Here is a 25,343-nt window from a genome sequence, read left to right as displayed (position 1 = left end):
AAAATAATTAGCAAACAAAAATTAATCTCTATTCAATAAGTTGCATAACTAACCCACGTATCATCAACCTTAAAGCATCTTCAAAACAATCACTTCCAACCTCTCGTTTATATAACATAGTGAGAAAAACTGCTCTAAAAGCTCCACTGAAGCCTTCTATATCTTTATTTTTTGCATTTGGTATATAAGATATAATCTCTCCTATCTCAAACTTATCGTGTTTGAAATGTTCTTCTATTACAGAATCTGGTAACTTTCGCATTAAGATTTCAAGTTCTCCATTTACCATAATATTTAAAATTGAAGTACTATCAACCATTTTATAAAATTTCATAAATATATCAGTCAATTGCTCACATGTAATACTTTCATCTATTCTCTCTACCTCGTACACAATTTGTTTCTGTATAGAATCATGTATGTCTCTAAACACCTCAAAAAAGAGCAACTCTTTTGATTTAAAAAATAAATAAAAAGTTCCTTTTGGAATTTTTACTCGTCTTACTAGTTCATCAACAGTAGTCTTCCTAATACCATATTGTTCCATACATAAACTTGCTTCTTCTTTAAGTCTTTTTATTATATATTCTCTTTCTTTATCAGAATATGATTTGGGCATTTTCCCCCTCCTTTTTGACTAAAATACTTTATACAGTCAATATAATGCTTTTTTTATTAACTGTCAATAGCTTTATTAATATACTTAAAAATCTTCGAAAATTCTGAATTTTTTATAGCCTTTTTTATTATATAGTGTTATAATATAAGTATAAATAATATATTATTCTAATTTTCATATCTATTTGCTTATTTTTTAACTTAGTTTCTAATAGAAGTAATCATATTCATCTTTTTAAAAATTTCATTTTTAATAAAAAATAAAGGAGTTGATTTCATGACTACTACTACAAAGAACCGTTTTCAAGATTATGTACAAGAAAACTTAAATAAATATGTTGAAGTGCATTCTTATTTTAGCAGTTGTCCTCTATATGGTGAAATTATAGAAGCAGACAGCTTATCAATTACACTTTGCTCAAGATATATAGATGAATCTAATCCAACTTTAAATGAAACTTACACATTATATTTACCATTAAGCTCAATAATATCTATTAGAACACTATAAAAAGTTAATTATATATGGGTTATTTATATATAAAATGCAAGATTTTCTGTATAAAATAACCCTTTTTATTTGTGTTTTTGAACGCATAATGTGCAAATTAAAAGCTGAAAATAAAATTTTATAATTATTGATTATTTTATTTATCAATAATTTAAAATAATTATTTTCAGCTATTATTAATAAAAATTACTAATACATATTAATATTTAAGTATTTTATTTAGCGCTCTTTAATTTTACCAACTCTTTAAATGCATTTTGATTTGCTCCACCACCAACTTGAGTGACTTTTTCTAAAACCTTATTTTTAAGAACTGATTTTTGGCTGTCAGCCAATTTGTCACCAACTAAAATTACTGGTGAACCAGTTTTAGCTCCTAGAGGACCAACTGCCAAACCATCTATTAAATCATTTTGGCTCTTAATTCCATTTTTAACTACAAATGCATTTTTCAAAGTATCTTTTTTATAAAAATTATCTATTATCTTGGAATTAGTTTCATCTCTACTACTACCAGATAATCTAATTGGATTTTTCAATTTACTCTCTAAATTACTTGATAAAGATACTGTTCCTCCAATAATATAAGATTTATCTATGTTTAATGAATTTAAAAATTCATCTGCTCCTTGCAATTCGCTTTTTTCATTTGCAAGTATAATTGGTATATTATTTTCTGCTGCAGCTGCTCCTACACTAATGGCATCAGCTAATCCCTTTACACCATTTACAACTGCTATTTGAGAAACACTTTTTATACTATTTAGTTTTTGAGCTAACAATAAACTTGTCTTGTATCTATCACTTCCTGATATTCTTTCTATTGATATGTTTAAGTTTTTTAATTGTTGTTCAATTTCTTTACTTATAGAATTTTCTCCACCTATTAAGTATACTTTCTTAGCACCTAATCTTTGTATCTCAGCCTTAGTCTTTGAATTCAAAGTGTCTTTTTGTGTTAATAGTATTGGCGAATTGATAGCAGATGTAAAAGGAGTTGCTGCTAATGCATCCACTATTGAACCTCCATTTACTAAAACCACATTTTCTGAAGAATTAAAACCATTTTGACTAACTTTGATGGCAGTTTCATATCTATCTCCACCAATTAAGGACTCATTTGGAATACTCTCACCAGAAGATTTTTCTGTAACAGCTTTTATAGTAAAGTTGCATGGATAGAAGTTGCTATCTCTATTTATATCAAAGAATTTTCCAGTACTATCTATAACATAACTTTCACCTAAATTAGCTTTTGCTTTAAATGTATCATATCCTGGTACATTTGATTCAGAACCTATAGTTGATTCTCCATTTTTTGCCTCTATACTGACTACAATTGCTCCCTTTCCTGTTTGGATATCAAAAGAATCAATTGGAACTGTTATGTATCCTGAATATTGTGCAGTACCTTCTTTTAACTTTTTCATATTATTCTCTTGAGGTATACCATTTACTACTGGAGCATAATATACTTCATATTTAGCCCCTATACTCTCAGTTAAGAACATTACAGATTTTAGAGTCTCATCTCCTCTATTAAAATCAAATACATTTGCAGCTGTTATTTTTTTTGAAACTAAAGGAACGATACTTGCATAGTCATGTTGATACATTTTCTCATCATCATTTGGCTTTTGCCCACCTTTGATTGAAAAGTTATCTATATCAGACATAAGTGTTTTATCTTCATAAGATATCCAAAAATATCCATCCTCAGAGTTATAATCTCCCCAACTGTTTTTTATTAACCAAGCACCATTTTTTGATGGTTTAATGTTTGCATTAAAATTGTCTTTAGAATAGTTATCATCCCAACCTACAATTGAAATGGCATGATTAGTGTTAAAGCTTTTTGTTGGACAATAATATGCATTTTGATTTTCACTTTGATATTTAATATCTTCATAATAACCAGATGTTACTGCTCCATACTGTAATATAGCATTTTTTGTAGAATTAATATCATTACTTACACACACAGCATCTGTTACATTAAAAACAGTTGGTGCTGTATTCATGTTAGTTGGTTTTGTAGCTCCTTGTGCTTTAGATACTTTACCATTGTATGGAATGTCTTTTTCCAATTTGGGCCCTGACCAAGATGTTAAATATCCCATGGCTTCATAATTTAAAGCACCATCCATATCATTTACAGTCCATCCATATTCACCTTCTGAAGCCCACCATCTTAAGTGTTCTTCTGATAAATCATAGTCTCCATAGTTATTTAACTTCAAGAAGCTCTCTAAAGTTGCCATTGCAGCGAAATCCCAGCATATTCCTAGATTTTCTTGATTTTTTACTGATGTCATAAGACCTAATTTCCTAGGGTCATAAGATGCTGGAGCTGTTCTTCCTTTACTTTGGATTTTAGTACCTTCCAGTTGATATGGATTTGGTATAATCCCATTATATTTTTCTGTACGTCCATTTTTAGCATCTTTTAGATATTGTTTATACGTTTCACTGTATTCTGCTTTTTTTATCTGATTCAATGTACTACTATCAGCTGATACAGGAATTGTTGACATTACTAAAATAGATATTAAAAATAGTGCAACAAATCTTGCTGCTTTTTTTGAAGCAAATTTCTTCACGCGTTCTCCCCCTCACTTTGAGCTAATTTTAAAAACTTTAATGTTATATATGACTAAACATAAATTATTTACAAATATATAATCATTTAAATCAATTATACCAAAGTTTCCCTTTGTAAATAAACAAAATAAAATAAAAAAACTGGATTTATTTGGCATAAATCCAGTTTTTTATTTTATTTTAATAATATTTTATCTAAACCCTATTACAGCAGCTCCTAATGCTCCCATTATCTGAGTATCTTCTGCAATAAAAATTTTTTTGTCTAGTATTTCCTCTATCATTTTTACTAATTCTTTGCTCTTTGCAAGCCCTCCAGTAAATGCAACTTCATCTACTATCTCACCTCTTGCTAGCATCGAAGTAGATTTGTTTGCAATAGATTTAAGTATACCTGCTGCTACCTCTCCAGTAGAAATATTTTGAGCTAAAAGACTTACAATTTCAGATTCAGCGAAAACTGTACACATACTAGATATATTAACTGGATTATGTCCTTGAGCTAATGTATCAATACTTTCTATATCACTGCCTAAAAGATTAGAAGTAATTTCTAAGAATCTACCAGTTCCTGCAGCACACTTATCATTCATTATAAAATTAAATACATTTCCATCTCTATCTAAGTTTATAACTTTACTGTCTTGACCACCTACATCTAAAATAGTCCTTATATTCCTATTTAAAAAATAAACACCTCTAGTATGACAAGTTATTTCTGTCACCTTCTTATCAGCAAAATCCATTACTCCTCTTCCATAACCTGTACCTACTACTTTTTTTATATCTTTTTTATCAATTTCACTACTTAATAACTCATAGACCTGTTTAGATGTACTTTTAGGGCTCCATCCAGTTGGTATAATTATTTTTTTAATAATTTTTTCACCATCGAATAATACACCTTTTGTTGCTACTGACCCTGAGTCCACTCCTATACTAAACATAGCTCCTCCTATTTTTATGTATTCCTATAACATCTCTACAAACGCCTCAAATCTAGTTCTCAATTGTTCAGTATCTGATTTGGAATAATCAGTCTCAAGAGACATAAATGGCTTGTTTTTTTCTTTTGTAACGAACTCTCTTATTCTATAACTTTCTATATTAAATGTATGACAGGCTTGTAAAACTACATCTATTACAGCATCCACATTATATTCATCTATTATTCTATCTAATAATTCAATACGATTATCATTATTCATCATACAAGAACATCCTATATTTATATACTTTTGTGTTAAAGCATCATAAACATCTTCTATTTCTTCATCAACCAACAAATCATTTGATCTAATAGCCCCACAAAGTTCATATGCCACAACTGAAGCTCCTGCATCTTCTAAAGTCTTAACTATTTTTTCGCTTATTCCTCCAATAGGAGAGCCTGTTATTAATATTCTTGGCTTATCTTTTTTAACTGGACATTCTCCTTTTTCATATCTTTCTTTCATATCATCTATGACTTTTCTTAAAGACTGCTTAAGTTCTGTACGGTCAAATTTGAATCCTGCTTGATATAAAACATTATGTAGCTCAAGTCCTGTAAGTGCAGATGGTTGTAGCTTACCAAGTGCATAAAATTCTTTTAAAAGTTCTCTTTCTTCATTTTTATCTTTTATAGCAGCTCTTATATCATCTTCTGTTATAGTCACACCTAAAGATTTCTCAACCTCATCTTTTAATCTTATCATTTCATCTTTCCAAAGCTTATAGGCAAATTCACCTTTTGAGGTATTAGGCAGGTGCATTACATAAGTTGGTTTGACTTTTGCAAGCTCTTCATACATCTTTTTCTTCCCATCACAAGTAGTTTCTCCTATTAATAAATCAGAAAAATAGAAGTATGGACAGGTATCTGTTATTGCATGACCATAGCTTGATTTTATCAAAGGACAAAGATTTCTTGGAAGTACCCTTTCTGCATCTGGTATTGGCTCTTCACTAACTCCACATACACCTACTACAGTTGCACCAGCTGCCATTGGAATTTCAACTGGAGTGAATGTACAGAAAACTCCAACCATCTTTTTCCCACTTTCTTTAAGTTCTTTTGCATTTATAAATCCTTTTTGTCTAGCTTCATTAAAGCTATCAAATTGTTTTGGCAAATTTGTCATGAAAATATTCCTCCCAATTACTTTTCTTCATAGTTTAGCTTATATTTTTAACAGTAAAAACTAAATTTTTCCATTAAAATACAAGCATCTACATTAAATTTTATCATGCTTTACCTTTTATCCATAATCGTTTTTATCAATGCAAATCTAAGTATATATAGATATATTGTATAATCAATTTTTTATCTTTTTTATCTTTTGTTGTATTTATAAATTAAGTTTTCTAATCCTCAATCTATACGCATATACAGCAGTTTCATGCAGTTTATCAATTAATTTTCCATTTACATAAAACCCTACAAATGCTCCTATTCCAGGCATTAGTTGTAGAAATTTAGCTAAATCCAAATAATCTCTGTATTCTTGTTGAAATGTCCTCCAATCAAAGTCATTAATATCTTCTGGTAAACCCTTCACATACTCATCCCAATTACTCATCAATTTAAAAGTTTCATTTATATGCTGTTGACTAGAGAAAGCCAATTGTAATATGCTTAATATATAAATTCTTTCTCTATAATCCTTAACATCATATCCATAAAGTGAGGCAACATCATACAAAAACTTTATTTTAATTCCTAGAAGTAATGGAAAATCAGAAAGACCTAGGAGAATTCCTCCGGCTCCTGTTCCAGCTCCTTCAATCATTGCTGTTGTTTTGTAATTTTTAGCCTTTTCTAAAACTAATTTTTCTCTTTCTTCTAATGACATATTTCTTATTGGCGATTTTGTAGCGTATTTGTACCCAAATAATACAGTCTTTGTCATTCCCTTTATTGAAGAAGTTATTACTTCATGGTATTTATCTGGCAATACTCCATTAACTTTATTTTGTATCCCTTTTGATGCCTTATCAAATATGGAAGGTTTCTTTAATATATTTTTCTCCCATTCTTCAAGTTCTTTTTTAGCTAGTTTAATATAAGAGATATCTTCATAACTTTTCATGTTTTTTCTCCTACTCTAATATAGTTTTGTTGATTAATTAAGTAGATTTAAATTTCAAATAGCTTAATCTGTTAAATTAAGCTATTTAGGTACTTTTTAGTTTCTTCATCTGCAAAACTAGCTTCTACTGTATTTCTGTACATTATTTTATAATCTTCTAAGTCTAATTTAAATGTATTAAATATAATATTTAGTTCTGAATTTAAACTTATATCGGATACAGTTCTATTATCAGTATTTATACTTACATTCAAACTATCTTTATAAAAATTATAAAATGGATGTGTCTCATAAGAATCTACTGTCTTAGTTTGTAAATTACTAGTTGGACATAATTCAAGAAGTATTTTTTTTTCTTTGACTAAATTATATGCCTTTTTATGCTTATTAATTTTTACACCATGACCAATTCTATCAGCCTTTAAAATATTTATAGCATCTAAAACATTTTCTCCACTTGCTGCTTCACCTGCATGTACTGTAACTTTATATCCATATTCTCTTGCTAATTCAAAAGCATCCTCATATTCCTTGCAAAAACCTTCTATCTCTGGTCCACATAAATCTACTGCAACAACACCTTTATTTACAAATAATTTTCCTTCTTCAATTACTAATAAAGCCTCTTTTGAAGTCATAGTTCTCATACAACCTAATATTAAATTTCCTTTTATATTATAAATACTTTCGGCTTCTCTAATACCTTCAAGTATACTTTCAATTATACTTTTAATACTCATACCTTTTTGGGTATGAAGTAATGGAGCAAATCTAATTTCAATATATTTTACATTTTCTTTATTTGCATCTTCTAAAAGTTCAAAAGCAATTCTTTTTAAATTTTCCCTAGATTGCATTACTTTTAAAGGCAAATCAAACTTTTCTAGATATTCATCAAGTGAAGTACAATTAACAGAAACTTTTGCTAATTTTTTTATTTCATCAATATTATTTGAAGGTAAGTCTATTTTCTCCTTAATAGCTATATCAAACATAGTTTCTACTCTAACACTTCCATCTAAATGGCAATGTAAATCTATCTTAGGTAAATTTTCAAACATTTTATCCTCCTACTAATAGTATTCTAAACATATTTTTAAGTCTTATTTCTATTATATCAATATACTAATATTTTTCATGCTAAAAAAGTTATATCTCTTTAAAATATTTTAATTTAATTTATGATTATCTAATTATATCTACTGATTATTTTTAATATACATTTATTAATATATATTTGATAATAAAATTCTAATACATGAGAGTTTCAGTTATACAATTAATATTTTAAATTACAAAGGAGGATTTATTTTGCTTACCTTAACTTTTGATATGGTACAAACCTTGACACTATCTATATTATTTTTTTTAATTGGTAATTTATTAAAAAACAAAATTAACTTTTTAAATAATTTCTGTATACCTGCTCCAGTAATAGGAGGTCTGTTATTTTGTTTTTTAAATTTGTTTCTTAAATATTTTAATATAGCAGATATATCTGTAAGTGGAAATTTAATGCCAAATTTTATAACCTTCTTTTTTACAACAATAGGTCTTGAAATAAGTATAGGTCTCATAAAAAAAGGTGGTAGTATATTATTTAGATATTGGATTTTGTGTGGAGTCTTAGCTTTCTGTCAAAATATTCTAGCTATTACAATATCAAAGATTATAAATCTTGAACCACTTTTGGGACTTATGTGTGGAAATGTATCTATGGAAGGTGGGCATGGTTATTCTGCCGCATTTGGACTTACAATAGAAAATCTTGGTGTGAATGGAGCAGTTGGAGTTGGTCTGTCTGCTGCAACAATAGGACTTATTATAGGTGGTATATTAGGATGTCCTGTAGCTAGATTTTTAATAAATAAATATAAACTAAAACCTTCAGCAGATATAGATTTGTTAAATTCTAAGTACAATAGAAAGCTAAATGGACTAGGAAATAAACTTTTTAGAAGTAAAAATAGAATAAAAAATAATGACTTTTCTCAAACAATAACACCTACTATATTTTTAAAACAGGTGCTTATTATATTTATTTGCATAAATACAGGAGAAATTATAAGTAGAATCTTTTATATAATGTTTAATATTCTTCTACCTTCCGTTGTGACTTGTATGTTCTCAGCCGTTATTTTTAGAAATTTAAATGATAAGATAAATATACTGGAATTAAATTTTAAACTTATTAATTTTCTAAAAGAACTTTCATTAGGAATTTTTTTGACTTTATCACTTATGAATATAGATTTATTTGAATTATCCACATTATTACCTCCTATTCTCCTAATAGTAACTTTCCAAGTAATTTTTATAATTCTATTCTCAGTATTTATTTGCTTTAGAATTCTTGGAAAAGACTTTGATTCTGCTATTATAATAAGTGGTTTGATTGGACATGGGATAGGAGCTACTCCAAATGCTTTAGCAAATATGAGCTCTTTGACACAAAAATATGGTGATTCTCCAAAAGCATTTTTAGTAGTTCCACTTGTAAGTGGATTTTTACTAGATGCTATCAGTATCCCTTGTATATTACTTTTCATAAACATACTAACTTAGTATGTTTATTTTTTTGTTATATATTGACAATTTGCTATTTTTGTTATATATTATAAATATAGAATTTGATAATGATTTTCATTAGGAGGTGTTAATAATGACTGTTTACAATTTGAAACTTGGACAAAAGGGAGTTATAGACAATATAGCTGGAAATGAAAAACTTATGAAGAGACTTCTAGCTTTAGGATTAATAGATGGCACTGAGGTTGAAGTTAAAAAGATAGCTCCTCTTAATGACCCTATAGTGATTAGATTTAGAGGTTTTGATTTGGCTATTAGAAAATCCGATGCAAAGAATATAAATTTAAAAAATAATTAATATATAAGAATAAAAAAGAGATTTTAAAATCTCTTTTTTTATTTACATATATAACCTTAAATTGATACTACATCAGTATAAAAATTATTAATATAGACTTATAAATAATACTCTTGTAAAACAACATAATAAATATCCATAGATATGTTAATTGCAAATAAATATATCTATGGATACCTTAATAGTACAAAATAGAAACTATTTTTATAAATAAATTATATTGGTCTATTAAATTTCACTTTTGAATTTTTATCATCCTGAACAAGACTGTAAGTATTATCCCATTGCTCATCTTCATCACTTCTCTCAAAAACATCATACAATGTTTTTATATTTTCATTATTAGAAGGTTCTTTTCCTTTCTCTAGTAGGTCATTATTTACTTCTGAAACCTTATTTTCTTCTCTATTTGACTCTTGTGCTTTATTTTCTTTTAGCTCTTGAATTTTATTTTCAATCTCTTCTATTTCTTTTTTTAAGCTTTCTATTTTTAATTTGGCTGTTTCACTATCAATACTCTTATTACTTTTTACTTTCTCTATTTCATCTTGTAATGATTTTTTCTTTTGTTCTAGACTTTGTATCTCACTCTGACTATTATCTAAACTATTTGTAATAGGTGTTTGACCACTTATATTTCCAATTTTCATTTTAACAACCTCCTATTTTCTATATGTTAAACTTTTTTGTTTAAATACATAGTATTGCTTACAAAGGTTATTTTCAACTGTATTGTTCTCAAATACCAATACGTTGTAACGAAATAACTAGCATTATATTTATTTGAAAATAATCTGATGCCTTATCTATACTTATAGCTCCTTGATATTTCTTAGCGATTTCTTTTATATTTGAAATTCCTATTCCTGAGCCACCTGTATAATTATTCATTGAGTTATAACTATTCTTTATTTCTATCATAAAAAATCCCCCTTCTAACTTGGTAGAAAGTTTTAAATACCTACTTTGTTTATCTACAAATCTACAGGCCTTAATTGCATTATCAATGGCATTGGAAAATACTATACATAGGTCAAAATCCTTTATATTAGTATCCTTTGGTATGATTACTTCACAATCCACCTGTATTCCTAATTGTTTAGCTATACTCAATTTATTATTAAAAAGTGCATCAATAACAACATTTCGTGTATTACAAGAAAAAGATAGGTCACTTGTTACTTTTTCAAGTTTATTTAAATAATCTTGTGCCTTTGAAATTTGACCTTTTTTCAACAATCCATTGACAATGGCTAAATGATTATTAAAATCATGTCTAAATGATATGGTTTGTGATAATCGTGACTTTGCTTCTTCAATGTAGTTTTTTTGAGCATAAATTTGTTGATTTATAATTGCCTTCTCCTTATCATCTTCTAGAGATTGCATAAGTTTCTTGAAGGTAAATATAGAAAAAGATACACACATCGTTCCGATTATTGAAAAAAGAAAAGCTTGAATTTCTTCAGTAATAGACACATTTAACAACAATTTTGCAGTTTGAAGTTTTGTATCTATATTTATATATGAACTACTCTCAAATGATTTCATAAATAAGATTATAAATAGAAATGGAGTTATTAAAATTGCTAAATATCTATCAAATTTTACAATCTTAATATTAAATTTTTTAGCACCATACCAATATATAAATCCAGCTATTAGAATAGTAATTAAACATGATATGCCTATATTTATATAAAAGTTATAAATACCTTTATTTGTATTACTTACAAATATTAGGTAATTAAATGGAGCTACAAATCCATATACTAACTGTTCAATTAAATATACTAATAGAGATGAGACTATAGATAATACTGTAGATTGTTTTATGATATACTTTACAAATAAAAAAGTCATGAAAAAAAACGGAAGCTGTGAAGAAAATAAATTATTTAAATTAAAATATGTACTTGTGATGATTAAGAGAAATGAAACTAGCAAATACAAAATAAAACTCCTAGATTTTAAATTAGCATTTGTGAAACTAACTAGAAAATAGTATTGTAATATTATCATCAAAAATCTATATATTATAAAAGAAAATAAACTAATCATCTTATTTCCTCCTATTCTTCATAAACTCAAGCATAACTTCTGAAAATATTTGTTGACGTAGTCTAGAAACTGGTATCCTCTCTCCATTTTCTATAACTGCATTACCATTTTCATACCCATATACAGATTGCAAATTAATTATATAGCTGCGGTGACATCTAAAAAAATTTGTTGGTAGACTTTTCTCTAAATTATCAATAGTTTCATAGTAATCAATAGTCTCTTTTTTTAAGTGAACATAAATCTTCCTTTTTATGACTTCACAATATAAAATATCTGCAATTTTTAATCGCCAATATGAATAACCTTTTTGTATTGTTATATAATTATTTTCATTATTATCAAGTTTTGCAACTATTCTGTCCAAAGTTTTATATAGTTTCTCATTAGATAGTGGTTTTATCAAATAATTTATAGCATCTACTTCAAAAGCATCATATACGAATTCATTTAAAACTGTAACAAAAACTATAAAGCAATCATTACCATAAGCCCTTAATTTTCTAGCTGTCTGCATTCCATTAATCTCTTCCATTTGTATGTCTAAAAATATAATGCTAAACTTTTCATGGTTACATAATAAATCTTCTGCTTTATCAAAAATCTCTATATTATATGATAGATTATTCTGTTTCATATATAATTGTATATTTTCTTTTATATGATTTAGCATGTATGATTCATCATCACAAATTGCAATTGAAATCAATATATACACCTTCTTCCTTATTATTATCCTAATTATTATATAAAGTTAGTTTTTTCTATTCAATTAAACTGTTCTAATATGTTGAATATCTGTTCCAAAAGGTAATAATCTCACCTTTCATAGTATATCTAATTTAAATTTATGTATCAAGATTATGTCAAATTAATTTATCATCTTATAAGTTTAATTTAAGTATATACAAATACTTCTTACTATTTTAGATTTGCATAATAAAAAAAATATCATAAAATAATTTTCAAAAACTATTTTATGATATCAGTTTTTATTACAGTGTTATGTTATTTTTATTATTCAAATACTGTTTGAGTTTCTATATCCTCTTTTAGGGCATTTAGAGCTTTTAAAACTATCTTCTTTCTAATCTTTTTACTTTCTTCTTCTCCTAAGTTAGGATTTCCAAGTGGGTATGGTATTCCTACTGCAGGAACAATTCTATTAGCTCCTATTGTAAGCGATATTGGTACTACAGTACAAATATGAACAACTACTATGCCAGCTCTTTCTATCTCTTTTACCATCGTTGCTCCACAACGAGTGCAAGTACCTCATGTAGATGTTAAAATTACAGCATCCACATTATCTTCTAAAAGTTTCTTTGAAAACTCTTCCCCAAATCTTTTAGAATTTCCAACACTTGTTCCAGTTCCTGTAGTAGTGACAAAATAATTTGCCAATTCTCCAATTATACCTTCTTTTTCAAGTTCTCTAACTACATCTAATGGTACAACTAAATTTGGATTTTCAAGTACATATGCTCTATCATAACCTCCATGTATAGTTGTAAAATTTTTATTTGACATGGAATCCATATCTGTTAAATCATAAATTCCATACTTAGTAGCACTTGAAGACTCAATTTTATCTGGATTATCAATCGGAACTATCCCTCCAGAAGTTACTAGTGCAAGTTTTATTTTAGACAAATCCTTAATAGGTTTCATAGGTGTAACTCTGTCAAACATAGGCATTGGATACTCTGTTTCAAAGCTTTCTCCTTGCATCTTTTTAACCAACATATCAATTGCTCTTTCAGACCCTCTACACTCATGGAAGAAATTTTTTCTTATTCCCCTCATTATATATCCTTCTTCTTCAGGAGGTCCTATTTCTTCTCCTCTAACCAGTCTAAGACCTAGCTTTGTCATTATCGGAACTACTTTTCTAAGACTAGCTGCTGAATTTCCAGTAGATATTATGTGTAAATCTAGCTTAAACATGTCTACACCAGGGTTTTCTTTGTACATTCCTGTAATTACAGGAATACTTAGCTCATCTTCAACTGCTTTACAAATAGCTCCACAAGCTACTCCATATCTACCTGCATTAAACGCAGGCCCTGCAATAAATAAATCAGGATTTTCGTCTTTTATCATTTTTAAAAGTTCTTGGGTTGCACTTTCAATGTTCTCTCCGAAATACGTATCTCCACAAATTACAGTTGAAATTATTTCTGCTTCATCATTAAATTGACTTTGAAATGCCATTCCAGGTCCTACTGCTCCCTCTCTTTTCTCTGGTGGAATATCTGCTTTTTCTTCTCCTCCTATACCAGCAAAGAAATTATTTATATAATGAACCACTTTGATTTTACTCATATCTTAACCCTCCAAAACACTTTATAGTTATTGCATTAATTAGACCAATGATTACACTAATAAAACTCTATATTCAAATATTTATTTAATAATATCTTGCTGTCAGATGATTATAACCATTTGCTATAGTTGAAGCTATTATTATTTGTAATTCTGCATCCATACTTCCATCATCATTTAAGCATCCTTTATACCCACCAATCATCATTTCAACATAGTCTAAAGTACCTATAACCTTATCCATTGCTGGAAAATGAACCACTAAGTTCCCTTGACCACAAGAAACAACTGCATCTGCTTCTTTAGTAGCATCTGCTATAGATTGACTCTTTCCATCTTTTCCAGGGAATTCATCTGTTATCAAAACCACACTTGCTCCAACTTCACTACATTTTCTACAATTCATCATTAGGTCAGTATCTGGATTTCCATAACCTTCTTCTGTAACTAATACTCCATCAACACCCAAAAATTCAATTAATTTTGACACCATATCAGAACTTCTCTCTTTATCAACTAAGAATACATTTTCATTAGTTAAAATAACTCCTACAAAGTTTAAATCTTTTCCATGTCTTTTATATAAGTCATGTATAACTGGATTATTTAAATGATGGAATGTAGTAACCTTATCACATGGTGCTACACAGTTTCCAGAGATTATAGCTCCATCCATTATTTCAGTTGGATACATAAAAGTAGGAACTATTTGTTTAGCATCAACTCCATAATAATAAGTATCATGTAAAAGTCCTTGTGATTGTAACATATGAACATATGCTACTGTTGGTAGGTCTGGGTATTCTTTTACTTGTTTCAATAGTGGTTTTGTCTCATATATAATTATTTCATCTGGATTAACTTCTCTTCCTGCTTCACCTATATAGGCACCTATTTTCAATCCAGCAATTCTAGCTGCTTGCTCATAGTCATGAGTATCTATACCATCTTTTACTTTTATAATAATACATACATTATTTGTTTTTGAAAAAGGTGTATATTTAGCAGTAGGACCACTCATATCAATCACACCTTCTTGAAAACCAACTATACTTCCACAAGTTACAACACAAGCTCCTAAAAGTACATGAGTTCTTCCACTTCCTACAGTTTTTACTTTATTTATAATTCCAGGAAATATTTTACTGTCATCTCCAATTTTAACTCTAGGTTCTATTACATCTTTAACTGGAGCTATTCTTATTGATTCACCAGGTCTTGCAAGTTCAACATTTACACCTACAATCCTTTCATCTTCTAAAGCTATCTTTTCTATTTCTTTACTATTCACATATAGTACTCCATCTTTTACTTCTGTCTTTTCTCCAAATTCAACATTTTTTATAAATATATTCCCTAGCTCTAGCTTCATATGAAAATCCCCCTTAATATATTTAATCGCAATTAAAAGTATTTATTATTACGTTTATTCCTATATAAAGCATTTTTCATGCCAATTATTTAAGATATATATTAATGTCATAGAGATTTTCATTTCTAAGCTTTATAAGTATTGAATTTAACAATAATTATTGTAAATCTTTAATTTAAAAATTATAATAAAAAAAGATAAGCAGGTTTTTCTGCTTATCTTTTAATAAAGTTTGAGAAGTTTTTTTCTCATCAAATGAGAAGTTTTTTTCTCACCTAATATTATATTCCGATATTTTGTTAGTTAATTGTCTTCTACTAATCTCTAATTTTTTAGCCGTGTTTGACACATTATTTCCACATAAAGATAAAACTTTTTCAATATACTCACATTCAAATTCTTTTCTTATTTCTCTTAGAGGTCTGATGCTTATTTTTTCATCTATATGCACGTTATTTGATATTAAATTTAAATTATCTTTTGATAAATTACCTTCTTCACTTAAGACTACAAGCCTATTTATTATATTTTTTAATTCTCTTATATTTCCTGGATAATTGTAATTTAACAAAAAATCCATTACTTCCTTATCAATTGAATATACCTTTTTTTCATGTTCATTTTGATACTTGTTTAAGAAAAATTCTATAAGAGTATTTAAGTCTTCTCTTCTACTTCTCAGCGGTGGTATAGTTATCGTTATTGTACTTATTCTATAAAAAAAATCTTCTCTTATACTTCCATTTGATATTTCTACTTTTGGTTCCTTATTCATCGCACAAATCAGCCTAAAATCAACTTTAATTGATTTATTACTTCCTATTCTCTCTATAGATTTATCTTCAAGTGTTCTTAGTAATTTTACTTGAACGTTTAAAGGTATATCTCCTATTTCATCCAAAAATAAAGTTCCTTTATTTGAAACTTCAAATCTACCTTTTCTGTTATCTAATGCTCCTGTAAAAGAACCTTTTTCATGTCCAAACAACTCAGACTCCAATAAATTTTCTGAAAAAGCACAACAATTTACAGGTACAAATATCTCATTCCTTCTTGGACTTATACTATATATATACCTAGCTAGTATGTCTTTCCCTACACCAGATTCACCCAAAATTAATATATTAACATCTTTACAAGCAGCTTTTTCTGCTATTTTTATGACATCATTAAAATTTTTATTTTTAGATTCTAAAGTAAACTCTAAATTATTCTTTTGTTTAAAACTCGATGTTTTTACTGCTTTTACCTTTTCAATTTCTTCTAATAAATTTTCAATAGGATTGCTCTTTATAAAATAAGATAGCGCACCTCTTTTCATAGCATCAACTGCATTTTCAATACTTCCATATCCTGTAACTAATATAACTTCTATACTCTCATTGATAGATTTAATTCTATCTAATAGTTGTACCCCATCCATATTTTTCATCATAACATCAGATAAAACCAAGTCATAATTCTTATCTTTTTTAATAATATTTATAGCTTCTTCTCCACTTAGTGCTATATCTACAATATATCCATTCTTTTGTAGAATTTTTTTCATTACCGCTCCATACTCTAGCTCATCATCAACTACTAGTATTTTCATTATATAGTCACCTCTTTATTTAGTGGAATCTTTATATGAAAACAAGTTCCAATACCCAATTTACTTTTTACACTTATATCTCCATTATTCTTTTTAATCTCATTATAAGTAATGTATAAACCTAAACCAGTCCCTTCACCTATTGATTTTGTAGTATAGAAAGGATTAAATATATCCTTCAAAGCATTTTCTTTTATTCCTTCACCATTATCTTTAAAATCAATAAACAAATAATTGCTTTCTACATAACAATATATAATAATTTTACCACCTTCATGTATCGCATCTACTGCATTAGAAATTAAATTTATAAATACATGTTTTAATGATTCTCCATTTATATAGCACACTAAATTCTCATTACACTCTATTTTTACTTCAACAGTCTTTAATTGTAAGACCTTATATTGAAGCTTAACTATATTTTCAATAAAGTTTCTTATATTTATATTTTCTAGATTATCATTTGATATTCTCGCAAAGTTTAACAAGTTTGTTATTATGTTACTTGCTCTATCTACATTACTTTCTATAGATTTTACACAGTCATTTACTTCTTCCATTGTAACATCATCTTTTAAAAGATAACAATTATTTCTTATTATACCTAAAGGATTTCTTATCTCATGTGCTACACCAGAAGCTAGTTGCCCTATAGCTATCATCTTATTTTCTCTGAGTAATTTTGCTTCTACTATTTTATCATTCGTTATATCTTTAATGAGAACGACTATATATTCAATATTATTTTTTTTATATTCTACAGGGAAAGTATTTATCTTTAAAATCTTATTATGTAATTCAATTTCATTTGTCTTACGTGAATTTTTAGAAAATGTATTTTCAATAATATCCTTTATCATATTAATTAAATCTTCTATTTTGTAATTTATTTCATCCATAAAATAATACAGAACCTTGTTAGATTCTACTATGTTGTAATTTTCGTCTATAAGCATTATTATATCTGTAATACTATTAAATGTAGCTTCTAAGGTTTTTTTATTTTCAAGTACCTCTTCTGTTTTTCTTTTTATTTCTACCTTTAACAAATATGTATAGCTATAAAAAATATAAACTGATATTAAAATTATACCTATAAAAAGATAAATACTTGGTACAATTCCTCTTTCATACAATATATCATCAACATCATTATAGCTAGAATACCATTTTTTCTTTAAATCTTTATATACTCCATTTTTTTGAAGCTTAAAAATTCCCTTATTTAGAATACTGACCAATTCTTTATATTGTTTAGGCACAGCAAGAACAGCTTTTTTAGTATAAATAGGATTAGTTAAGACATTATATTTATCTGAAAGTCCATAATTACTTATATAATATCGTAATACTGGCTCATCACCTACAACTGCATCTACTCTTCCTGACATTAAATAATTGACCCCAGTCTTTATATCTGGAGTTAGTACTATATTTATGTTTTTAACCTTTTGTTTTAAAAAATTTATAGAATAATCTCCTTCTGGTATTGCTATTTTCTTTCCCTTTAAATCCATATAATCACTTATGTCTTGAGATTTCTTATCTTTTAAGATATTTGCACTTAAAGTATATATTGGGTCAGTGAATATAAATTTCTTTGCCCTTTCCTCTGATGGAATTAAATCAAAGAATTTTATGCTATCACCTACTGAATTTTCAAAAGATTCTTTCCACCAAGTATTTGGTTTAAAATAAAAATCCCTACCAATTTGAATTGACAGGGAATTCATTAAATCAACAATGATTCCTTTATACTGACCATCTTCTTTACCTTTATATCTTAAAGGAGGAGAACTTTGGTCAGAACTATACACCAGATTCTTATATTCTTCTAACCATTCTTTTTCTTCTTTTGTAAATGGTAGTGATTTTTTAATATATTCAAATACATTGAGATTATATTCCGTATTTACATACATATTTGTGAGTGAAAATACCACTAAAAAAGAATAAATAATACCCATAATAACTATCTTTTTTTTATTCACTTTAAAACTCCAATCTTCTTTTTATTATTAAATTCAATATTTAATAACAAAATCCTACTTTTTCATTAAATATTTATATTTATTATAAGATTAATTGGATAGATGTTGAAACTATAGTCATTACTACTCCTATTAATGCTTCATATGGAATTAATTTAAACCTTTCTCCTATATCCATATTTATACTACCTGCACTAGTATGGAATAATGAGCCATGTGGTAATTGCTCAAATACACTAGAGCCTGCATTTACAATTGATGCTCCTGAAATTGGTGATAAGCCTCCATTTATTATAGCATCAGAAAAAGTTGATGAGGCTATAGTAGCACCAGCTGTTGATGAGGCTGTTGCTAATGACATAAGTATACCTGAAATTGGTGCTAATAAAAATTGTGGCATATTTAAAATTTGTAGGATACTTATTGTACTCTGTTGCAATTCAGAAACCTGTATAATACCTGCAATAGTCCCTGTTCCAAGTAATAATATACAAACTCCTTGCATCTTAGATAAACCAAAAGCTAAATACTCTCTTGAATTGTTCATATTTCCTGTGACAATTAAAGTTACTATTCCTCCTATTGGAAGAGCTATCATAGGGTCTATAACTATAGGAGATATGTTCCCCAAAAACAATAAGAATATCGCTACAATTGGACCACATAATGATTTAAACAAACTTGGTAAATTATCTCTTTGTTCTAATATTTCATATGATTCTACTTTATTTCCCTTATTTGTTAGCATACTTGCTAAAACAACTGTAATCACAACTCCAACAATTGCTGGAATTATATTAGCCACCATAACACTAGATAAGTTAACAGAAAAGTTCCCTGCAACTGCTATAGTATTTGGATTTGGTGATATTATATTACCTGCTTTTCCTCCTCCTAACATTGCTAAAAGTATTGATAATTTGGAATAATTTAATTTTCTACCTATATATAATCCTATAGGTGCTACTGTTATTATAGACACATCTAAATTTACTCCTACTCCAGCAAGTACCATAGTTGAAGCAGCAATTGAAAGCAAAGCTCTTTTTTCACCTAATATTTTTACAATCTGCTCTGATATTTTATCTACTGCCCCTGTTTTTATTAAACTTCCAGCTAATACCCCTGATGCTAAAGCTCTAAGAATTGATGGTGAGATGTTCATAGCTCCAGTTGCCATAAAATCTACAGTTTGTGTTATGTTTGCTCCTCCAACTATTCCACCAATGAATGCACCTAACATTAAACTATAAACAGCTTGAAATTTTTTTATAATTAAAATAATTGCTACTAATAAACCTAATATAGCTCCAAATGTTGTTATTTGCATAATACTCCCTCCTATCATAAGTTAATTATTTTTTACTTAATTTAATTTTATTTAAATATATTTTAAGTATTCTGTATTCACTTGTCAATTATATTTTAATTTATTCAATTAGATTGAACATTATTTTTTCAAAAATCCATTCTATATGTTATAATAATTTCATACTGTATAATCTTTTTATTTGATTATTTTAAGGTAATATTTTTTAAAATGAAAAAGAAGGGATATTCATATGAATGATTTAAATTTAGGAGAAAAAATAGCTGAAGTTCGAAAAAAACAAAATTTAAGTATTCGAGATTTAGCAAAACTAGCTGATGTTACACCATCATTATTAAGCCAAATAGAAAGAGGTCTTGCTAATCCATCTGTAAATTCATTAAAGTCTATAGCTTCTTCTCTAAATGTTCCTCTATTTACATTTTTTGTATCTGAGGTAGATAAAAAAAGCTTAATAGTAAGACATAATAGTAGAAAAAAAGTTATTTTACCTGGAAGCAATGATGTTATATATGAAGTTCTAATTCCAGACTCTAGTAGTAATTTAGAATTTGCAATTATGGATTTAGCTCCAAATACCTCTTCTTGTGTAGATAGAATTACTCACAATGGAGATGAGATTGCATATGTTTTGGAGGGTGAAGTCAAACTTTTTATGGACGATGATGAATTTACTCTATTCAAAGGCGATAGTGTCAAAGTTCCTCTAGGAACAAAACACAAATGGCAAAACAATTCAGATAGTGAAAGCAAAGTAATTTTTGCAGTTATCTTATAAAGGAATAGAATTTATGAAAACATATAAATTTATATTTTTTGATGCAGATGATACATTATTTGATTTTAAGAAGAGTGAATTACATGCTTTTAAAAGACTTCTATCTGAGTTTGGTTTAAAACTTGATTATGAGAAATGTATAAAAATATATAGAAATATAAGTGATAAACTCTGGCTTGACCTTGAAAAGAACATTGTAACTTTAGATGAGCTTAAATTGCTTAGATTTAAACTTTTTGCAAATGAAATAAAATTAGATGTTGACCCCAAGACTCTTAGTAAAATGTACTTAAATTTTTTAGGTGAATGTACATTTTTAATTCCAGGTGCAGTCGATATATTATCATATCTCAAAGAAAAGTACACAATAATTATAATAACAAATGGAATATCTGAAGTTCAAAATAAAAGACTTAGAAACTCAGAAATAAAAGGGTATATTGATGGAATTGTCGTGTCTGAAGAATTAAAAATATCAAAACCAAATCCTAAAATATTTAAATATGCCCTTAAAAAATTTGATTGTTATGACAAATCTTCTGTGTTAATGATTGGTGATAGTTTGACATCAGATATTTTAGGAGGAATAAATTCAGGAATAGATACTTGTTGGCTAAATCTCAATAACAATATAAATAATACTAACTATACACCAACTTATGAAATAGGTAATCTGCTTGAATTAAAGGAAATTATTTAGTTCATAAATCACCAAATATTAAGTAAAATATTATTATTTTGCAATAATTTTTTGTTATAAAACTTATATAAATTTTGATTATATTTCATAAATTAGAAAATGTCAGTGCAACCTGTATTTATGGGCTTTACTGACATTTTTTATATTAAATTATATGATGATTTTTTTACTATAAATAATATTTTAAAATGCCTAAAATCCCCTATCTATAAGTAATTTAATAAATCTTCATTTCAATGTTGACATATGTTAATATAGGTGATATCTTATACTTATATTAACACACGTCAACATTTAAGAAGGAGGGTTCTATTGAAAAAGAAACCATATCACCACGGCAACCTACATACAAAATTAATTGAAGATGGATTAACTCTCATCCATGAAGAAGGTAGGGGAAATTTTTCATTGCGAAAACTAGCGAAAAGAGTAGGTGTATCTCCTACTGCCTGTTATAATCATTTTACCACAGTAGAACAATTACTCTTAGAAATGAAGGATTATGTTACGAAAAAGTTTTGTGAAGCATTGACTGAAAATCTGAATACTTCTAAAGATTACTTATCTCTAAGCTTAGGAAAATCATATGTGAACTTCTTTGCGAAAAATCCACACTATTTCACCTTTATCTATGATAACGATGATTATCACATCCGATTGACAGAAGATTCATTTGAAGGAGATTTTCAACCTTTTCTTATCTTTAAAGAAATAGCAACACAATGTATGGAGCATATCCAAGTACCAAAAGAAAATATTCATAATAATTTAATCGTCATGTGGGCAACAGTACATGGACTTGCTGCTATGGCTAATATGAAAGGGTTTCACTATGAAGGTGATTGGGGGACATTGACTGAGACACTTCTAGAAACAAAAATAGATTTATTTTAAAATAAATACTCTAAATCGGAAAGGAAAAAAGAAAATGACTATTTATGAGGCTATGATAAACCGCCATTCTGTTAGAAATTATCAGGATAAAAAAATTGAAAACGACAAGATTCAGACATTAACAGAAGAAATTAATCTCTGCAATAAGGAAAGTTCTCTAGCTATACAACTCATTACAAATGATAAAAATGCATTCAAAGGTCTTATGGCACATTATGGAGGCTTTCGAAATGTTTCAAATTACATTGCACTAGTTGGACCAACTGGAGACAAGCTTGATGAAAAACTTGGCTATTATGGTGAACGAATTGCTTTAAAGGCACAACAACTGGGATTAAATACCTGTTGGGTTGCAGCAACATATAAAAAAAGAAAGTGTAAGGCTATCATTAAAGATAATCAGGCATTGGTATGTGTACTGGCAATTGGTTATGGAGTTACACAAGGCATAGCACATAAATCTAAACCTATGTCTCAAGTGTGTAATGTTAGTAAAGATATGCCTACTTGGTTTGAAAAAGGTATGGAATCTGTATTACTTGCACCTACTGCAATGAATAAACAGAATTTTATGATAACATTAGAAAGTGAAAAACCTAAATTTGAAGTCGAAGAAAGTAAATATAGCAATATAGACCTAGGAATCATTAAATATCATTTCGAACTGGGTGCTAACATCACTTTGGAAAAATAGTACTAAGTCTCATATTTATTTAGCAAATACCTAAAGGAAAGAGCTATTTACATTTGGTACCATATAAAATAGCCGTTCATTTCTGAACGGCTAAAAATAGACTATGAACATCTTTTTTGTGGCATTTTGTAATCTATATACTTTATTCAATTTTTATGTTTCAATACTGATATGTTATACTATATTTTTTCATATATAAAATTATCAGTGTATCAATGCATATTCATAAGTAGTAAATTGCAATTCATACAGAAAACAAGTTTTTAATCTTGAAAAATATCTAAAAGCATTTTTGAGGACATTTGCTGCATCTTGATTCGAGATTTTCTTCATCTCCCATTAAAATAAGCATTGCTACACTCTTTATGGGTGATAGTTGATGATAATCATTAATTTCTATTTCCACATTGTTATATTTATTTTTTATATAGTTATAAATATCTCTTTGCTTCTCAACCTCAAAATCTTTATCTCCTGGATATACTTCATATGATATATTAAGATTACAGTATTCTTCTTTTAAATATTTTTTTATTTTCTCATTGATACAATCTAAACATACTACTCCTATTTTATCCAATGCTAACCCTGCCATCATATTACAATTTTTCATATAATCATTCATCTTGATATCAATCTTATCTCCTATTGTGTATAGTATAGCAAATGCTTTCTTACATTTTTTAGGCATTTTATCAATATCAACTTCACTCATATATATCTTAATATCTAAACTATCATTTATATTTTTTATTTCTCTTTCAACGATTTCACTAATCGTATCTGGAGCTTTTCTATTTCCATACCCCAAAAACTTTAACACAATATCCTTGTCTATAAAAATATCTTCCAGATTTAGATATTCTAAAAAAGATTTATTTTCATTACTATTATAATTCATTAATATCAATCCTATCTAATTCTTTATAACTAATTCTTCCTGCCTTTATAGCTGCTTGTAAGTTTTCTACTGGAGTGGTATTTAAACAATTACATCCAAAGTTGCATAGGAAATTGTCATATCCTCTCATCTTCTTTAGTAACTTTAGTGTCTCTCTTCTAATTTTATCTGGATTAGAACGTCCAAGAAGTTTTATTGGGTCCAAGTTACCAATCAATACTATATCTCTAGGAATCATTGGTGCAACTTCTTCATAGTCTAAAATTTGGTCCAAACTTACTGCATCTATATTACAACTTAACATATTGTCCAATAATTCCCTAGTATCTCCACATATATGCATACCTTTCCAACAATCAAGCTCATCATATATTTTATTTAAATTTTTTACTATATACTCATCAAATCTATCTTTACTTAATGTCACTGATGTTGGTTCTGCTATTGAAATATATTTAGCTCCTGCTTTATTTGCAGCTACAGCATATCTTCTTACCAACTCAGTTGTAAACTCCAATAACTCTTCCACAAATTTTTTATCAGTTATTATACATCTCAAAAGTTGTGTAGCACCAGCTAACTGACCTGCAAGTGTGAATGGACCTTGTATAGCTTCATACAATGGTTTTTTTATACTTTTTGATATAAGTGACAAGCTTTCTATATTAAGTGGCATACGTCCACTTGTATAAGGGTCTGGAACTTCTAGCTTTCTTAATTTTTCCCTATCAGTTATAGTATGTGTTAATACACTTGGAAAATCATAATCTGGTCTTAGCGTCTCTAGACCTAAAGTCTCACAAAATGTGATACCATCACAGAATGAATATATAAAATCTGATTCGAAATACTTATCCATAGTCTTTGCTAATTCAAGTTGTATATCTACACTATCATATACTTCATACGCCTTTTTATTTATTAAAAATAATCCATTTGTACCCATATCAGGCAGAAAAAATCCTCTATCTTCACTATTTATATATTGAAGTAAAGTCATGTCTGAAAACAT

At 27.8% G+C, this 25,343-nt stretch carries 24 protein-coding genes; 8 read left to right on the top strand and 16 right to left on the bottom strand.

The window, feature by feature from the left end:
- Window positions 1-28: 28 nt before the first annotated feature.
- Complete coding sequence (locus tag ACTG47_RS09335; protein WP_479926951.1) at window positions 29-619, bottom strand: TetR/AcrR family transcriptional regulator; 591 nt, start codon at window positions 617-619, stop codon at window positions 29-31.
- Window positions 620-895: 276 nt separating this feature from the next.
- Here ACTG47_RS09335 and ACTG47_RS09330 point away from each other — a divergent pair, with 276 nt between their 5' ends.
- Window positions 896-1,129 (top strand): hypothetical protein, encoded by a 234-nt coding sequence (locus ACTG47_RS09330; RefSeq protein ID WP_021384535.1) that lies wholly within the window; start codon window positions 896-898, stop codon window positions 1,127-1,129.
- A gap of 215 nt (window positions 1,130-1,344) precedes the next feature.
- On the opposite strand, the gene ACTG47_RS09325 is transcribed toward ACTG47_RS09330, so the two are convergent.
- From ACTG47_RS09325 to add, 5 genes are all read right to left on the bottom strand, one after another.
- On the bottom strand, window positions 1,345-3,729 hold the full coding sequence (locus tag ACTG47_RS09325) for a cell wall-binding cysteine protease Cwp13 (protein ID WP_479926950.1): 2,385 nt from the start codon (window positions 3,727-3,729) through the stop codon (window positions 1,345-1,347).
- A gap of 192 nt (window positions 3,730-3,921) precedes the next feature.
- On the bottom strand, window positions 3,922-4,677 hold the full coding sequence (locus ACTG47_RS09320) for an acyl-CoA dehydratase activase (protein WP_479926949.1): 756 nt from the start codon (window positions 4,675-4,677) through the stop codon (window positions 3,922-3,924).
- A 24-nt stretch (window positions 4,678-4,701) separates the two neighbouring features.
- Window positions 4,702-5,853: a double-cubane-cluster-containing anaerobic reductase gene (locus ACTG47_RS09315; protein ID WP_054270229.1), complete on the bottom strand. Its 1,152-nt coding sequence runs from the start codon at window positions 5,851-5,853 to the stop codon at window positions 4,702-4,704.
- Between the two features lie 207 nt (window positions 5,854-6,060).
- Window positions 6,061-6,801 (bottom strand): EcsC family protein, encoded by a 741-nt coding sequence (locus tag ACTG47_RS09310; protein WP_479926948.1) that lies wholly within the window; start codon window positions 6,799-6,801, stop codon window positions 6,061-6,063.
- A gap of 71 nt (window positions 6,802-6,872) precedes the next feature.
- Window positions 6,873-7,862, bottom strand: coding sequence for an adenosine deaminase (gene add, locus ACTG47_RS09305; RefSeq protein WP_479926947.1), 990 nt, complete (start codon window positions 7,860-7,862; stop codon window positions 6,873-6,875).
- 250 nt (window positions 7,863-8,112) lie between these two features.
- On the opposite strand from add, the gene ACTG47_RS09300 reads away from it, so the two are divergent.
- Window positions 8,113-9,366, top strand: a complete 1,254-nt coding sequence (locus ACTG47_RS09300) for a sodium/glutamate symporter (protein ID WP_479926946.1) — start codon at window positions 8,113-8,115, stop codon at window positions 9,364-9,366.
- Between the two features lie 97 nt (window positions 9,367-9,463).
- Window positions 9,464-9,688 carry a FeoA family protein gene (locus ACTG47_RS09295; RefSeq protein ID WP_021384566.1) on the top strand — a complete coding sequence of 75 codons (225 nt, stop codon included), beginning with the start codon at window positions 9,464-9,466 and terminating at the stop codon, window positions 9,686-9,688.
- A 215-nt stretch (window positions 9,689-9,903) separates the two neighbouring features.
- Here the strand turns inward: ACTG47_RS09295 and ACTG47_RS09290 are convergent, their stop codons facing one another.
- Both ACTG47_RS09290 and ACTG47_RS09285 read right to left on the bottom strand, forming a co-directional pair.
- Window positions 9,904-10,338: a hypothetical protein gene (locus tag ACTG47_RS09290; RefSeq protein WP_479926945.1), complete on the bottom strand. Its 435-nt coding sequence runs from the start codon at window positions 10,336-10,338 to the stop codon at window positions 9,904-9,906.
- Window positions 10,339-10,426: 88 nt separating this feature from the next.
- Window positions 10,427-11,551 (bottom strand): sensor histidine kinase, encoded by a 1,125-nt coding sequence (locus tag ACTG47_RS09285; RefSeq protein WP_479926944.1) that lies wholly within the window; start codon window positions 11,549-11,551, stop codon window positions 10,427-10,429.
- On the opposite strand from ACTG47_RS09285, the gene ACTG47_RS09280 reads away from it, so the two are divergent.
- Complete coding sequence (locus tag ACTG47_RS09280; protein ID WP_254176407.1) at window positions 11,550-11,693, top strand: hypothetical protein; 144 nt, start codon at window positions 11,550-11,552, stop codon at window positions 11,691-11,693. The two genes, ACTG47_RS09285 and ACTG47_RS09280, sit on opposite strands and share 2 nt — an antisense overlap.
- A 57-nt stretch (window positions 11,694-11,750) precedes the next feature.
- On the opposite strand, the gene ACTG47_RS09275 is transcribed toward ACTG47_RS09280, so the two are convergent.
- From ACTG47_RS09275 to ACTG47_RS09250, 6 genes are all read right to left on the bottom strand, one after another.
- Window positions 11,751-12,467 carry a LytR/AlgR family response regulator transcription factor gene (locus ACTG47_RS09275; RefSeq protein ID WP_479926943.1) on the bottom strand — a complete coding sequence of 239 codons (717 nt, stop codon included), beginning with the start codon at window positions 12,465-12,467 and terminating at the stop codon, window positions 11,751-11,753.
- A gap of 299 nt (window positions 12,468-12,766) precedes the next feature.
- Entirely contained in the window at window positions 12,767-14,074 is a 1,308-nt protein-coding gene (gene grdF, locus ACTG47_RS09270; protein ID WP_479926942.1) for a sarcosine reductase complex component B subunit beta, read from the bottom strand.
- A gap of 85 nt (window positions 14,075-14,159) precedes the next feature.
- Window positions 14,160-15,446 carry a sarcosine reductase complex component B subunit alpha gene (gene grdG, locus ACTG47_RS09265; RefSeq protein WP_479926941.1) on the bottom strand — a complete coding sequence of 429 codons (1,287 nt, stop codon included), beginning with the start codon at window positions 15,444-15,446 and terminating at the stop codon, window positions 14,160-14,162.
- 271 nt (window positions 15,447-15,717) lie between these two features.
- Complete coding sequence (locus ACTG47_RS09260; protein ID WP_479926940.1) at window positions 15,718-17,040, bottom strand: sigma-54-dependent transcriptional regulator; 1,323 nt, start codon at window positions 17,038-17,040, stop codon at window positions 15,718-15,720.
- Entirely contained in the window at window positions 17,040-19,034 is a 1,995-nt protein-coding gene (locus ACTG47_RS09255; RefSeq protein WP_479926939.1) for an ATP-binding protein, read from the bottom strand. Before ACTG47_RS09255 ends, ACTG47_RS09260 begins: the two co-directional genes overlap by 1 nt.
- Before the next feature lie 82 nt (window positions 19,035-19,116).
- Complete coding sequence (locus tag ACTG47_RS09250; RefSeq protein WP_479926938.1) at window positions 19,117-20,364, bottom strand: GntP family permease; 1,248 nt, start codon at window positions 20,362-20,364, stop codon at window positions 19,117-19,119.
- A 232-nt stretch (window positions 20,365-20,596) separates the two neighbouring features.
- On the opposite strand from ACTG47_RS09250, the gene ACTG47_RS09245 reads away from it, so the two are divergent.
- The 4 genes from ACTG47_RS09245 to ACTG47_RS09230 all read left to right on the top strand — a co-directional run bounded on the left by ACTG47_RS09245 (window position 20,597) and on the right by ACTG47_RS09230 (window position 23,430).
- The gene (locus tag ACTG47_RS09245; protein WP_479926937.1) at window positions 20,597-21,142 is read left to right on the top strand and encodes a helix-turn-helix domain-containing protein; all 546 of its coding nucleotides are present in this window, start codon (window positions 20,597-20,599) and stop codon (window positions 21,140-21,142) included.
- Between the two features lie 13 nt (window positions 21,143-21,155).
- Window positions 21,156-21,842: a YjjG family noncanonical pyrimidine nucleotidase gene (locus tag ACTG47_RS09240; RefSeq protein WP_479926936.1), complete on the top strand. Its 687-nt coding sequence runs from the start codon at window positions 21,156-21,158 to the stop codon at window positions 21,840-21,842.
- A gap of 258 nt (window positions 21,843-22,100) precedes the next feature.
- Window positions 22,101-22,736, top strand: a complete 636-nt coding sequence (locus ACTG47_RS09235) for a TetR/AcrR family transcriptional regulator (protein WP_479926935.1) — start codon at window positions 22,101-22,103, stop codon at window positions 22,734-22,736.
- 34 nt (window positions 22,737-22,770) lie between these two features.
- Entirely contained in the window at window positions 22,771-23,430 is a 660-nt protein-coding gene (locus ACTG47_RS09230) for a nitroreductase family protein (protein ID WP_479926934.1), read from the top strand.
- A 280-nt stretch (window positions 23,431-23,710) separates the two neighbouring features.
- Here the strand turns inward: ACTG47_RS09230 and ACTG47_RS09225 are convergent, their stop codons facing one another.
- Complete coding sequence (locus tag ACTG47_RS09225; protein WP_479926933.1) at window positions 23,711-24,331, bottom strand: hypothetical protein; 621 nt, start codon at window positions 24,329-24,331, stop codon at window positions 23,711-23,713.
- On the bottom strand, window positions 24,321-25,343 hold the full coding sequence (locus ACTG47_RS09220; RefSeq protein WP_169469861.1) for a uroporphyrinogen decarboxylase family protein: 1,023 nt from the start codon (window positions 25,341-25,343) through the stop codon (window positions 24,321-24,323). Before ACTG47_RS09220 ends, ACTG47_RS09225 begins: the two co-directional genes overlap by 11 nt.

Source organism: Clostridioides sp. LIBA-6622 (assembly GCF_056716095.1).
The sequence above is the reverse complement of the archived record's forward strand: the minus strand, read 5'-3'. Positions and strand labels throughout refer to the sequence as shown.

Bases quoted from the DNA above. Each gene is read 5' to 3' on its own strand.
- ACTG47_RS09335 (WP_479926951.1), bottom strand. From the start codon at position 619: ATGCCCAAATCATATTCTGATAAAGAAAGAGAATATATAATAAAAAGA.
- ACTG47_RS09330 (WP_021384535.1), top strand. From the start codon at position 896: ATGACTACTACTACAAAGAACCGTTTTCAAGATTATGTACAAGAAAAC.
- ACTG47_RS09320 (WP_479926949.1), bottom strand. From the start codon at position 4,677: ATGTTTAGTATAGGAGTGGACTCAGGGTCAGTAGCAACAAAAGGTGTA.
- ACTG47_RS09315 (WP_054270229.1), bottom strand. From the start codon at position 5,853: ATGACAAATTTGCCAAAACAATTTGATAGCTTTAATGAAGCTAGACAA.
- ACTG47_RS09310 (WP_479926948.1), bottom strand. From the start codon at position 6,801: ATGAAAAGTTATGAAGATATCTCTTATATTAAACTAGCTAAAAAAGAA.
- add (WP_479926947.1), bottom strand. From the start codon at position 7,862: ATGTTTGAAAATTTACCTAAGATAGATTTACATTGCCATTTAGATGGA.
- ACTG47_RS09295 (WP_021384566.1), top strand. From the start codon at position 9,464: ATGACTGTTTACAATTTGAAACTTGGACAAAAGGGAGTTATAGACAAT.
- ACTG47_RS09290 (WP_479926945.1), bottom strand. From the start codon at position 10,338: ATGAAAATTGGAAATATAAGTGGTCAAACACCTATTACAAATAGTTTA.
- ACTG47_RS09280 (WP_254176407.1), top strand. From the start codon at position 11,550: ATGAAAAAAAACGGAAGCTGTGAAGAAAATAAATTATTTAAATTAAAA.
- ACTG47_RS09285 (WP_479926944.1), bottom strand. From the start codon at position 11,551: ATGACTTTTTTATTTGTAAAGTATATCATAAAACAATCTACAGTATTA.
- grdG (WP_479926941.1), bottom strand. From the start codon at position 15,446: ATGAAGCTAGAGCTAGGGAATATATTTATAAAAAATGTTGAATTTGGA.
- ACTG47_RS09260 (WP_479926940.1), bottom strand. From the start codon at position 17,040: ATGAAAATACTAGTAGTTGATGATGAGCTAGAGTATGGAGCGGTAATG.
- ACTG47_RS09250 (WP_479926938.1), bottom strand. From the start codon at position 20,364: ATGCAAATAACAACATTTGGAGCTATATTAGGTTTATTAGTAGCAATT.
- ACTG47_RS09245 (WP_479926937.1), top strand. From the start codon at position 20,597: ATGAATGATTTAAATTTAGGAGAAAAAATAGCTGAAGTTCGAAAAAAA.
- ACTG47_RS09240 (WP_479926936.1), top strand. From the start codon at position 21,156: ATGAAAACATATAAATTTATATTTTTTGATGCAGATGATACATTATTT.
- ACTG47_RS09230 (WP_479926934.1), top strand. From the start codon at position 22,771: ATGACTATTTATGAGGCTATGATAAACCGCCATTCTGTTAGAAATTAT.
- ACTG47_RS09225 (WP_479926933.1), bottom strand. From the start codon at position 24,331: ATGAATTATAATAGTAATGAAAATAAATCTTTTTTAGAATATCTAAAT.
- ACTG47_RS09220 (WP_169469861.1), bottom strand. From the start codon at position 25,343: ATGTTTTCAGACATGACTTTACTTCAATATATAAATAGTGAAGATAGA.